Source organism: Pseudomonas sp. UBA5706 (assembly GCF_002419965.1).
Classification (GTDB): domain Bacteria; phylum Pseudomonadota; class Gammaproteobacteria; order Pseudomonadales; family Pseudomonadaceae; genus Aquipseudomonas.
This window is the reverse complement of record NZ_DIHC01000015.1, coordinates 94,761-106,905: the sequence shown is the minus strand read 5'-3', so window position 1 is coordinate 106,905 and position 12,145 is coordinate 94,761. Positions and strand designations below refer to the sequence as shown.

Genomic DNA, 12,145 nt, shown 5'->3' with positions numbered 1-12,145 from the left:
GCGTCAGTTGAGGCACTTGTCTACCCGTTGTTTGCGTTGGCGCTTCCACGCCATCCGACATAACCGATCGTTACCCCATTTCAACGCCACCACGCTCAGCAATCCAGCATCTCAGCTTAACAAGAACTCCCTGACCCGCAGGGCAAACGTTTCACCCAATTCAACGGCGGACAAATGCGCGGCGTAATACTCAGAAAGCTCCGGACCATGAATATGATTCTGCAGATAGTGGGCATCCTCAACGGTCGTAACCAAGTCGCGGCTGCCACAGATGATCAAGGTATTCACCGCAATCGAACTCACCTGCTTGCTGAAATCCGCGTCACGCACGGCAGCGCAGCACGCCGTATAGCCCACCGGTGAAGTCGCGGCCAATACATCGGTAACCGCCTTGACCTTATCGGCATGATCCCGAGCAAACTCTGGCGTAAACCAACGCCCTACGGCGCCAGCCTGCAACTCGCGCATGGCCTGCTCACCGCCCCGCTCCACCGCTTCGATCCGCGGTCCCCACATCTCAGCGTCGCCAATCTTCGCTGCGGTATTGCACAACACCAGCTTATGCAAACGCTCGCTGGCGTGAATGCCCAGCCACTGGCCGATCAGGCCGCCCATCGACAGCCCGCAGAAATGCGCCCGCTCAACCTTTAATGCATCGAGCAACGCCAACACATCACGCCCCAACCGCTCAATCGTGTAAGGGCCCTGAGTGACCAGCGACTTGCCGTGACCACGGGTGTCGTAACGCACGACACGGAACGAGTTGCTCAACAAAGCGATCTGCGGGTCCCACATATGCAGATCAGTACCCAGGGAATTGGACAGAACGAGGACCTTGTTATCTTCAGAGCCCTCGATCTCGTAATGCAGTTCACCGTCTTCAAGTTGTACGAATGGCATGGCAGCTCCTTTATCGAGCATGTGCGGGAAGGTCATCGAAGAACATGGAGGATGCGCGCCAGGTACTGGCGCGCGCGCAGATCAATGATCTTCGTGCAGGTATTCCGGCTTCTTCGGCAGGCGCAGGCTGAAGAGAAAGGCGATGGCCATCATACCCGTCACGTACCAGTAGAAGATGTTCTCCGAGCCCATGTTCTTGAAACTCAGGGCGACGAATTCTGCCGAGCCGCCGAAGATGGCGTTGGCCACGGCATATGCCAGCCCCACGCCCAGTGCACGGACATGCACCGGAAACATCTCGGCCTTCACCAAACCACTGATCGAGGTGTAGAAGCTGACGATTGCCAGCGCCAGGGTGATGAGAATAAAGGCAACGACCGGGCTGGTCGTGGTTTTAAGGGTCATCAGCAATGGCACGGTGCAGAGGGTCCCCAGGGCACCGAACCACAGCATCAAGGCGCGGCGTCCGATCTTGTCTGCCAGCATGCCGAAAATGGGCTGCATGCACATATAAAGGAACAGTGCCCCGGTCATGATGTAGCTGGCGACCTTGGCGTCCATGTGCACGGTGTTCACCAGGTATTTCTGCATGTACGTGGTGAAGGTGTAGAAAATCAGCGAGCCACCGGCGGTGTAGCCCAGCACGGTGATGAACGCGCCTTTGTGGTCACGAAACAACGCGGCCATGCTGCCGGCGTCCTTGTCCTGACGGACCTCGGCAGTGGTGGTTTCCTTGAGCGAGCGACGCAGTAGCAGCGAGATCACCGCGGCGATGGCGCCCACCACGAACGGGATGCGCCAACCGTAGGCTTTCAGCTCATCGGCATTTAGGAATTGCTGCAGGATGACCACGGTCAGCACCGCCAGCAATTGACCACCGATCAGTGTTACGTACTGAAAGGACGCAAAGAAACCACGTTGCCCCCGCAACGCGACTTCGCTCATGTAAGTGGCCGTGGTGCCGTATTCGCCGCCCACCGACAGGCCCTGGAAAAGACGCGCGATCAACAACAGGAATGGCGCCCAGGCCCCAATGGCCGCATAAGTCGGCAAGCAGGCAATGACCAGCGAGCCGCCGCACATCATCAGCACCGAGATCATCATCGAATTTTTGCGACCGTGCTTGTCAGCCACCCGGCCAAACAGCCAGCCCCCGATCGGGCGCATGAGAAAGCCCGCAGCGAATACGCCGGCGGTGTTGAGCAGTTGCACGGTAGGGTCATCGGATGGGAAGAAAGCCGGTGCGAAGTAGATCGCGCAGAAGGCATAGACGTAGAAGTCGAACCATTCCACGAGGTTGCCGGAAGAGGCACCCACAATCGCAAAGATCCGCTTGCTTCTTTCTTCTCCGGTGTAGTGAGTCGTTGTCATTATTTTTCCCCATTTTTTATAAAGACCAGCCACCAAGGGTGAAGTCTACGACATAACCTGAAACAGTTACCAAGCAGTAACACTGAGCCATCGCAAGCACAACCACCCAAGCCGTCAGTTGCCCGTTGTGTAAAGGCAAGCGATGACTCGGGGGGGTTGGTTCAGGCGTATGTCGTCTACCGTTCCATTGCCAGGGCAAGGCCCTGCCCTACCCCGACGCACATGCTTACCAACCCTTTGCTACCGCCGGTTTTTTCCAGGTGATGCAGGGCGGTCAGCACCAACCGCGCCCCACTCATGCCCAACGGGTGGCCAAGGGAAATAGCGCCGCCGTTCGGGTTGACCTTGGGTGAGTCATCGGCAATACCCAGCTCGCGCATGACGGCAAGACCTTGGCTGGCGAAGGCTTCGTTGAGCTCGATGACATCGAAGTCCGATACCGCCATGCCTAGACGCTTGACCAGTTTGCGCACGGCCGGCACGGGGCCGATGCCCATCACACGCGGCTCAACACCGGCACTGGCCATGCCCAGAACTCGCGCCCGAGGGGTCAGTCCATGCCGGGCGACCGCTTCGGCCGAGGCCAGAATCAATGCCACGGCACCGTCGTTCAGACCCGCCGCATTGCCAGCTGTGACCGTTTTGCCAGGGCCATTTACAGGCTTGAGTTTACTCAGCGCTTCAAGAGTCGTGTCGGCGCGAGGATGCTCGTCCTTATCGACGATGATGTCCCCCTTGCTGTGAGCGATGCGCACCGGCACGATTTCTTGCGCAAAAAAGCCGCTGGCCTGGGCCGCGGCAGTGCGCTGCTGACTGCGCAGGGCGAAGGCGTCTTGATCCGCGCGGGAGACCTTGAAGTCTTCAGCGACGTTGTCGCCGGTTTGCGGCATGGTTTCCACGCCGTACCGGTCTTCCATTTGCGGATTGACGAAGCGCCAGCCCAGCGTGGTGTCTTCAAGCCTCTGACCGCGCCCGAACGCCGTGTCAGCCTTGCCCATGACGAAGGGCGCGCGGGACATGGACTCAACGCCGCCGGCAATCGCCAACTCCATCTCACCCGAAGCAATGGCCCTGAAGGCGGTGCCCACGGCATCAAGCCCTGATGCGCAAAGGCGATTCAACGTCACCCCCGGCACGGTTTCCGGCAACCCGGCCAACAATGCAGCCATGCGCGCCACATTACGATTGTCTTCCCCGGCCTGGTTGGCGCAACCGAGGAACACCTCGTCGACCTCCTGCCAGCTCACCGACGGGTTGCGCGCCATAAGCGCCTTGATCGGCAGTGCCGCCAGATCATCGGCGCGAACCGTCGCCAGCGCGCCGCCGAAACGACCAATAGGGGTGCGGATCGCGTCGCAGATAAATACGTCACGCATCATGCTTCTCCCGGCGCCTGACCGTGAGCGGCAGCGGTACGCGCTTCCAGATCACGCAAGGCAGACAGTTCGTAGTCGCTGGGCTTCTCTGATACGACCACGTTATCGGCAAAGCGCAGCGCCCAGCCGGTGGCGGCGATCACATGTTCACGGGTGACGCCTGGGTGCAGTGCGGTCACGATGAATTCGTGAGTGCCCGCCTCCGGCTCCATGATGCACAGGTCGGTGATGATGCCCACGGGGCCGGCCCCGGGCAGGCCCAAGCGTTTGCGCGAATCTCCACCTTCGCCGTGTCCGACCGAGGTGACGAAATCCAGCTTATTGACGAAGGCGCGGGAAGACTGTTTCAGAATGATCAGGACTTGCTTGGCCGACCCTGCAATCTCTGGCGCCCCTCCTGCACCCGGCAGGCGCACCTTGGGGTGGTGATAATCACCCACCACGGTGGTGTTGATATTGCCGAAGCGGTCGACCTGGGCCGCACCGAGAAAGCCGACATCGACTCGGCCGCCCTGCAGCCAGTAACGAAAGATCTCGCTGGTGGACACCACCGTGTCAGCCGTTTCCGCCAGTTCGCCGTCGCCGATGGACAACGGCAGAACGTCCGGTTTGGCGCCGATCGGCCCGGACTCGTAGATCAGCACGACGTCAGGTGATGAGGTCAGGCGAGCGAGATTCGCGGCCTTGGACGGCAAGCCGATACCGACGAAGCACACCGACCCGTTCTTCAAGCGGCGGGCAGCGGCCACGGTCATCATTTCACTGGTGGTGTACGTCATTATTTTGCCTCCGAAGCGCGGGCCAGCTTGCTCTGGAACTCACCGAAATCACGGGTGCCGTGGATGTATTCATCGATCCAGGCGGTAAACGCCTCACGATCACGGCCGATGGGGTCCCACGCCTGATAGAAACGGTTGTCACGTTCGTAGTAGCCATGGGCGTAGGACGGATGCGCGCCCCCCGGTACGACACAGACTGCGCTCAACGCCCAGGTTGGCAGGACGCAGGCATTCATCGGCGCACTGAGGTCGTCGACGACTTCTTCAACGGTCACGATGCAGCGTTTGGCAGACAGCGCTGCCTCTTTCTGCACCCCGAGAATGCCCCATAGCAGCACGTTGCCCTTGCGGTCGGCTTTCTGCGCATGGATCACCGTTACATCCGGGCGCACCGCAGGCACCGCCGCTAACACCTCGCCGGTGAATGGACAGGTAACGGATTTGATCAACGGATTGACCTTGGGCAAATCGGAACCGGCGTAAGCACGCAACACCGCAAATGGCAGGCCCGAAGCGCCAGCGACATAAGCGTTGGCCAAGTCTGCGTGGCTGTGCTCTTCGATTTCAATCGGCTGGGGCCATTGTTTTTCGACGGCATCACGCAGGCGATGCAAAGAGCCGACACCAGGATTACCGCCCCACGAGAAAATCAGTTTTTTTGCACAGCCCGCACCGATCAGTTGGTCGTACACCAGGTCCGGTGTCATGCGCACAAGCGTGAGGTCCTTCTTTCTCTGTCGGATGATCTCGTGACCAGCCGCTGTCGGAATCAGGTGGGTGAAGCCTTCAAGAGCAACGACGTCGCCATCGTTGACCCATTGCTTCACGGCGTCGTGCAGGGTAAGAATTTCAGCCATTGGGGTGCTCCAGGTTCCACGTCTCGATCAGTGAGCGGCACGTAGATCTGCGCCGAATTGAAAACGAGGTTATGCCTGAGCGTGGATCGGGACAATCCGATAATCGACTATGTGTTCGATAATCGAACGAAGAGTTTAGGCGGGAAAATCAAGTAAACAGCTGCGTACTTAAATCCCGGCTGGCGTCGAGCATGATGGGCAAAAATTTCTGTTCAAGTTCATTGCGGGTCACACGCGCTGCGCTGGTGCTGACATTCAACGCCGCCAACACCTGCCCCGATGCGTCGTAGACGGGCACGGCAATCGAGCGAAGCCCCTGCTCCAACTCCTGATCGACGACGCACCAACCCTGCTGCCGGACCTGCTGGACACACTCATGCAGCGCTTCGACGGTGCGCAATGTGCGGCTGGTCTTGGGCTGCAGGTCCACGTGATCCAGGTATTCCTGCAACGAAACGTCGTCCAGCGCCGCGAGAAGAATCCGCCCCATCGACGTGCAATACGCTGGCAGCCGACCACCCACCGCCAGGTCCACGGAAATCAGCCGCTGAGTGGTGGCTGAGCGAGCGATATAAAGGATGTCGTCGCCTTCCAGGGTGGCCATGTTGCAGGCCTCGTGCAACTGATTGCTCATGCGGTCCAGGTAAGGCTGGGAGGAGACCGCCAGGGGAGTTGAAGACAGATACGCGTGGCCAAGCGTGAGCACTTTGGGGAGCAATGAATAGGTCCGGCCGTCTGTGGTGGCATAACCGAGTTTGATCAAGGTATGCAGACACCGCCGAACAGCGGCACGCGGTATCTCGGTACGGTGGCTGATTTGCGCGATGGTCAGATGACGCTTGCGCTCCTGAAAGGCCTGGATCACTGCCAGACCGCGTGCCAGCGATGTCATGAAGTCCGGGTCGCCAGTCAGCGCCTGAATCCGCTTGGCTGGGGAGGCCACGATGGGAGGAGCCAGGGAAGCGAATGAATTGCGCAGTTGGTCGTTCATGGTGACACCGTTCGTCGTGGCCATGCGGGCCTTATGGAACGCCACTCTCGCCTCTTTTAAATACATCGGCAAGGACGTTTTGGGCGATTATCGAACCGATGGCCGATAATCGCAATTGACCCACCGCCTCGTTACTTATACCTTTCACACGCCACCATGTGGCTTCTTGGAAATACTGGTCAGGTACCCACTGAGAAGTCCCAGGCACGGCCTTGCTACCCGCAAGGCCGTTTTTATCTTTGCCCTCTTCTGCTTGTTGTAAGAATCTGGATACGTAATCGGTATAGCTCCCCTCGATATGAGCAGAAAATACGCCGCCAGAATTTTGGCCTTGCGGATGCACCTTTGATAAACAAAGTATCGACATAATTTTGCCCGTACAAACTTCGGAACCTTCGTACAAGAAAACAGTATTCCTCCTGACTTATTCAATTGCTTCTCTTTCACAGTTGACTCTGATCATCTTCTTGGAGATAGTACCGGGCAATTGACGCGCTATAACGCCAAGGCGTTGGTGATGTCCCGGCTCGGTCGAGCAGGGATCCATCCAAAACGCCGCTTGCACTACCCGAGTGCATCACCCGGCGCCAGGCAGGCCAGAAGCCCGGTCAATTCGCCAACAACCTGACAACCAGAAAATAGAATGTTGCTACGACAGCTTTGTCGTTCTGGTGCGCGTAGCCGCAAGTGGCACGAGTGTTCAGTAGTTCGTCGAAGACTCCTCGCAAACGTTTTGCGTAGCAGATCAGTCAATGACGCCCGACACTTTCAGACACTGCGTTATCGCCAGAACCAAACTTGACACCTTTAGGTAATAACGTGACCAAAGATGAACTGCGCGCCGAACTAGAGCGCCAGGAACAACGTTACAAGGAAGTATACGGCGGCGAAGTGACGACCTACGCCGCTCAACCGGAGCCGGAACGAAAGCCTTGGCGAAAACGCGCCAGCCTGCTCGATCAGGCGTTCAAGCAAGAACTGCAGAAAATGGAAGACGAACTTAAAGAGGAACCTTGAATCAGCTTCTGGGCCCGGAGTCTGTAGCGCGGCCTGCAGCAGATTCGCCTTGATCGGTTTAAGCTATCGTTGAAGTGAAAGGCCTGTGCATCTTGCTTCCTGACAGGAAGTCAACGGGGCAGTTCGACAGAATTTTCGTTGCAGGTTGCTACCAATTAGCGGCTTGCCTATCGATTAGTTTTTTTTCTGTCATAATCCCGCCCCCTTAATACCGGGTCAGAAAACCTTCCATGATCGATTTATTCAGCGGACTGGATGCTTGGGTGATTGTGAGCTTGCTGCTCGCCCTGGCTTTTGTCCTCACCTTCGAGTTCATCAACGGCTTTCATGACACCGCCAATGCGGTGGCGACAGTCATTTATACCAAGGCCATGCCGCCACATTTGGCCGTGTTCTTCTCGGGTATTTTCAATTTCCTCGGGGTGCTGCTCGGTGGCGTCGGGGTGGCTTACGCCATCGTTCACCTGCTGCCGGTCGAATTACTGATCAACGTCAACACCGGCCACGGTCTGGCCATGGTGTTCTCGTTGCTGGCGGCCGCGATCACCTGGAACCTGGGAACGTGGTATTTCGGGATCCCGGCCTCAAGCTCACACACCCTGATCGGCTCGATCCTGGGCGTGGGTCTGGCCAATTCCGTGATCAACCATATTCCGCTGGCTGAAGGCGTCAACTGGCAGAAAGCGATCGATATCGGCGCCTCGCTGGTGTTTTCTCCGCTGATGGGTTTCGTTGTCGCAGGACTCGGTTTGTGGGCCCTGAAGACCTGGCGCCCATTGTCGAAGATGCACAATACCCCTGAGCAGCGCCGCAACCTGAAAGACAAGAAGCACCCGCCGTTCTGGAATCGTCTGGTGCTGGTGATCTCGGCCATGGCAGTCAGCTTCGTGCATGGCTCCAACGACGGCCAGAAAGGCATTGGCCTGATCATGCTGGTGCTGATCGGCATCGTGCCGGCGCAATTCGTCCTGGACCTGAGCACCACGACGTATCAGATAGAACGCACCCGCGACGCGACCTTGCACCTGAGCCAGTTCTATCAGCGCAACAGCGCCACGCTGGGCGAATACCTGGCCCTGGGCAAATCCACCACCGGTGATCTGCCTGAGCGCTTGCGCTGCGACCCTGAACAGACCGAGCCGACCATTGACGCCCTGCTCAACAACCTCAAGGGTGTGACCGATTACCGCAGCCTCGCCCCTGAACACCGCATTGAAGTGCGCCGTTACCTGCTGTGCCTGGACGACACGGCGCGCAAGGTCGGCAAACTCCCGGCGCTCGACGTTCGCGAGAAGTCCGATCTGGAAAAACTACGCAAGGACCTGACGACTACCACTGAATACGCTCCGTTCTGGGTGATCTTCGCGGTGGCGCTGGCACTGGGTGTCGGTACCATGGTGGGCTGGAAACGCGTGGTTCTGACCATCGGCGAGAAGATCGGCAAGCAAGGCATGACCTACGCTCAGGGAATGTCCGCACAAATCACCACCGCGAGCGCCATCGCGCTGGCTAACGTGTTCAGCCTGCCGGTTTCAACCACCCACATTCTGTCTTCGGGCGTGGCCGGGACCATGGTGGCGAACAAAAGCGGCCTGCAAGGCGGCACGGTGCGTAATATATTGCTGGCCTGGGTGCTGACCCTGCCAGCCACGGTCGCGCTGTCGGCAGCTCTGTTCTGGCTGGCGTCAAAAGCACTGGCCTGATTGCGTCAGCGACGCTGACCTGAAAAAGCCCATTCACTGAATGGGCTTTTTTTCATACCAAATACCAGTGGCGGCGGCGCGAGGTAGTGGCAGCGGCTTTCTGTTGGTTATTAGCGCAGGCGCGGCACCTCAACGCCGCTTCTTGTTCTTGCCCAACAACGATCCCATCAACCCGCGCACCAGCTCACGTCCGAGCTGATTTGCCGCCTGACGCACCGCACTTTTGACCGCCTGCCCGGCAAGGCCGCCCAGCAATCCGCCGGCCATATCCGCGAAACCGCCCTGCGGTCTGTCTTCGGCAGCACCAGCTGGCGCAGCATCAAGGGCTGCGCCCTTGCGCGCGAGGAGCATTTCGTAGGCTGACTCACGATCAATCGGTTTGTCATAGCGCCCGGCCAATGGCGACTGAGCAATCAATGTTGCTCGCTCGGCTTCGGTCAATGGTCCGATCCTCGACTGCGCAGGCGCCACCAACACCCGCTTGACCCTCTCAGGCGTGCCTTTGTCCTGCAAGGTGCCGACTAACGCCTCGCCGATGCCCAACCCGGTCAATGCAGCCAGTGCATCGAATTCGGGATTGGGTCTAAAACCATCCGCCACAGCTTTCAGTGATTTCTGCTCCGTGCTGGTGAATGCTCGCAAACCATGCTGAATTCGCAGCCCTAACTGGGCCAGGATGCTGTCTGGCAGGTCCCCAGGCGACTGCGTGACGAAATACACGCCCACACCCTTTGAACGGATCAGCCGCACGACTTGTTCAAGACGATCGCGCAACGCCTTGGGCGTATCCGAGAAAAGCAGGTGCGCCTCGTCAAAAAACAGCGCGAGTAGCGGCTTATCGGCGTCCCCGCGCTCCGGCAGGTGTTCGAACAACTCCGCCAGTAGCCACAGCAGGAATGTCGCATAGACCTTCGGCGCCTCATGCACCAAGCGACTGGCATCGAGCAAATGAACACGTCCACGCCCATCATTTGCCGGCTGCAGAATATCCTCCAATTGCAACGCAGGCTCGCCAAACAAGGCTTCGGCGCCCTGCTGTTCCAGCACGGCCAGGCGCCGAAGCAGGGCCTGACTGGAACCGGTGGTCATGAGCGCACTGTCCTCGCCCAGCACCTGCGGGTTTTCGCGCAGGTAGTTGAGCAGCGCCTTGAGGTCCTTGATATCCAGCAGCAGTAGCCCCTCCCGGTCAGCGACCTTGAACGCGGCATACAGCGCCGACTGTTGGCTGTCAGTCAGCTCAAGCAGACTTCCCAGCAACAGCGGCCCCATTTCCGACAAGGTCGTGCGCAGCGGATGTCCCGTCCTCCCATTCACGTCCCACAACGTGACCGGATAAGCCTTTGGTTTGTAATTCAACCAAGGCATGCCGGCAATGCGTTCGGCGATCTTGCCTTGGGGATTGCCGGCCGCGCCGAGACCGCAGAGATCGCCCTTGACGTCCGCCGCGAACACCGCGACGCCGGCATCACTGAACATCTCCGCCAGGTGCTGCAGGGTCACGGTCTTGCCGGTACCCGTCGCGCCTGCAATCAGGCCGTGCCGATTGGTCATCCGCAATGCCTGACCAACCGGTTCGCCCTCGAGGCCCGCACCTATAAGAATTTGTTGAGAATCCGACATGTGTTCACCTACAGATCGCATGGGTTGTTCGCAGGAAGACCAAGGCGATAAACCCATCACTGCCTGCATCGAATATTGCCAACCCGGGTCGGCCCCTTCACTCTACCCCATGCCATGGCTACGTTGGCCCGCTGATCACTGTTCGAGATCGAACATCCCTTGTTGAGGGTGGTCAATCGAGGACGAAAAAATTGAAGGACCCAACCAAGGTGCCTATCGTCTCCGTTTACACACTTATTCGCACCACTCGCACGCCCGGTCGCTACCTGCTGATCACAAAGGCTGATGTGTGAAGCGACTCGTATGGCTGGCAATTGTGCTGCTGCTCGCCCTGTTGATCCCGCTGTTCATGGGCGGCATGGATATGTTGCATCGCCTGCGCAATTTCCCGCTGCCGCTGTTTCTGGCCATGTTCGGCATGGTGCTGGTGGGCTGGTGCGCAAACACCATGCGCCTGCGCTTGCTCTTGGGGGAAAGCGCCAGCGGGCTAGGCATGTGCAAGAGTCTGGGAGTGGTCATGGCGACCGAGTTTGCCTACAGCGCAACGCCCGGTGGCGGCGGCGCACCTTTGACCCTGGTGGCTCTGTTGTCCCGTTGCGGCATTGGACCGGCGAAAAGCACTGCGGCCTTCGCTACCGACCAGCTCAATGACCTGATGTTTTTTTTACTCGCGTTGATCGGCATCCTGATTTATGCAGTGTTTCATAAACTCAGTGAAAATCTGGAGTGGATGCTTATCGCCAGCGCCCTGCTCATCGGCGCCGGGCTATGCAGTTGCGCAGGATTCGCGCGCTATCACCGCCGAATCATCCTGTTCAATGGCAGGCTGCTCAAACGCTTGAACCGCAAGCACAGCACGCAAATCCGTTGGGCACGCAAGCTGTTGCACTTTCGCGATGCCCTGGCTGAAACCTGGAAAATGCCCCATCGAACCCTGCTCAAGGTGTTTGCGCTGACCTGCGTCCATTGGAGTCTGCGCTACAGCGTGCTGTACCTGGCGCTGCTGGGGCTGGGCGTGGACATTGACTGGGCCTGGACGTTTTTGGTGCAGATGCTGTCGCTGAGCGCCGGACAGTTCAGTCTGTCGCCCGGTGGCGCGGGCGCAGCCGAACTGACGTCGGCGGCCCTGCTGGCGCCGATGGTGGGTAAATCGACCGCAGCTGCGGCGATTCTGATCTGGCGAATCGTGACGTACTACTTCTACCTGGTGGCCGGCGGCCCGGTGTTTCTGCTGATGGTGGGCAAGCCGCTGCTGATCAAGCTACTGCGAATCAAGACCGCTTGACGCATCTTCATCGACGGGCTTGACCTGCTCCCACAACTGCGACGCACCCTCAAACTCGGTGCCATCGTCGGGCGACAAGGCGTCGGGATCGTAGCGACTCAGGCACCCCTCGCCGAGGGTCGGCGGGGCTTTGGAAGTGGCCTTGTCCAATGGATTGCTCATGATCAAAACCTCGGTGCCTGCAGGCAGGTTCTACTTCCAGTGACCTGGGGCATCCCGGCTGGCGATGGCTTCTTTCAAATCGCT

12 protein-coding genes are annotated in these 12,145 nt (G+C 58.8%); 3 read left to right on the top strand and 9 right to left on the bottom strand.

Annotated elements, in window-relative coordinates; genetic code table 11:
• Positions 1 to 111: 111 nt before the first annotated feature.
• The 7 genes from pcaD to B3I26_RS07700 all read right to left on the bottom strand — a co-directional run bounded on the left by pcaD (position 112) and on the right by B3I26_RS07700 (position 6,677).
• Positions 112 to 900, bottom strand: a complete 789-nt coding sequence (gene pcaD / locus B3I26_RS07730) for a 3-oxoadipate enol-lactonase (protein ID WP_296256688.1) — start codon at positions 898 to 900, stop codon at positions 112 to 114.
• A gap of 81 nt (positions 901 to 981) precedes the next feature.
• Positions 982 to 2,271 carry an MFS family transporter gene (locus B3I26_RS07725; protein ID WP_296256686.1) on the bottom strand — a complete coding sequence of 430 codons (1,290 nt, stop codon included), beginning with the start codon at positions 2,269 to 2,271 and terminating at the stop codon, positions 982 to 984.
• Positions 2,272 to 2,447: 176 nt separating this feature from the next.
• Complete coding sequence (gene pcaF, locus B3I26_RS07720) at positions 2,448 to 3,650, bottom strand: 3-oxoadipyl-CoA thiolase (protein WP_296256685.1); 1,203 nt, start codon at positions 3,648 to 3,650, stop codon at positions 2,448 to 2,450.
• Positions 3,647 to 4,426: a CoA-transferase subunit beta gene (locus tag B3I26_RS07715; RefSeq protein ID WP_409521957.1), complete on the bottom strand. Its 780-nt coding sequence runs from the start codon at positions 4,424 to 4,426 to the stop codon at positions 3,647 to 3,649. Before B3I26_RS07715 ends, pcaF begins: the two co-directional genes overlap by 4 nt.
• The gene (locus B3I26_RS07710; RefSeq protein ID WP_296256684.1) at positions 4,426 to 5,283 is read right to left on the bottom strand and encodes a CoA transferase subunit A; all 858 of its coding nucleotides are present in this window, start codon (positions 5,281 to 5,283) and stop codon (positions 4,426 to 4,428) included. The genes B3I26_RS07715 and B3I26_RS07710 overlap by 1 nt, the downstream gene beginning before the upstream one ends.
• 148 nt (positions 5,284 to 5,431) lie before the next feature.
• Complete coding sequence (gene pcaR / locus B3I26_RS07705) at positions 5,432 to 6,274, bottom strand: pca regulon transcriptional regulator PcaR (RefSeq protein ID WP_296256683.1); 843 nt, start codon at positions 6,272 to 6,274, stop codon at positions 5,432 to 5,434.
• A 31-nt stretch (positions 6,275 to 6,305) separates the two neighbouring features.
• Positions 6,306 to 6,677 carry a hypothetical protein gene (locus tag B3I26_RS07700; RefSeq protein WP_296256682.1) on the bottom strand — a complete coding sequence of 124 codons (372 nt, stop codon included), beginning with the start codon at positions 6,675 to 6,677 and terminating at the stop codon, positions 6,306 to 6,308.
• Between the two features lie 416 nt (positions 6,678 to 7,093).
• Here B3I26_RS07700 and B3I26_RS07695 point away from each other — a divergent pair, with 416 nt between their 5' ends.
• Positions 7,094 to 7,291 carry a hypothetical protein gene (locus B3I26_RS07695; RefSeq protein WP_296256681.1) on the top strand — a complete coding sequence of 66 codons (198 nt, stop codon included), beginning with the start codon at positions 7,094 to 7,096 and terminating at the stop codon, positions 7,289 to 7,291.
• A gap of 230 nt (positions 7,292 to 7,521) precedes the next feature.
• Positions 7,522 to 8,994: an inorganic phosphate transporter gene (locus B3I26_RS07690; protein WP_296256680.1), complete on the top strand. Its 1,473-nt coding sequence runs from the start codon at positions 7,522 to 7,524 to the stop codon at positions 8,992 to 8,994.
• 129 nt (positions 8,995 to 9,123) lie between these two features.
• On the opposite strand, the gene B3I26_RS07685 is transcribed toward B3I26_RS07690, so the two are convergent.
• A complete protein-coding gene (locus tag B3I26_RS07685) occupies positions 9,124 to 10,614 on the bottom strand; it encodes a helicase HerA-like domain-containing protein (RefSeq protein WP_296256679.1) in 1,491 nt (496 codons plus the stop codon).
• Positions 10,615 to 10,903: 289 nt separating this feature from the next.
• On the opposite strand from B3I26_RS07685, the gene B3I26_RS07680 reads away from it, so the two are divergent.
• Positions 10,904 to 11,899, top strand: a complete 996-nt coding sequence (locus B3I26_RS07680; RefSeq protein ID WP_296256678.1) for a lysylphosphatidylglycerol synthase transmembrane domain-containing protein — start codon at positions 10,904 to 10,906, stop codon at positions 11,897 to 11,899.
• Here the strand turns inward: B3I26_RS07680 and B3I26_RS07675 are convergent.
• Positions 11,876 to 12,061: a hypothetical protein gene (locus B3I26_RS07675; protein ID WP_296256677.1), complete on the bottom strand. Its 186-nt coding sequence runs from the start codon at positions 12,059 to 12,061 to the stop codon at positions 11,876 to 11,878. The genes B3I26_RS07680 and B3I26_RS07675 overlap by 24 nt on opposite strands.
• Positions 12,062 to 12,145 lie beyond the last annotated feature (84 nt).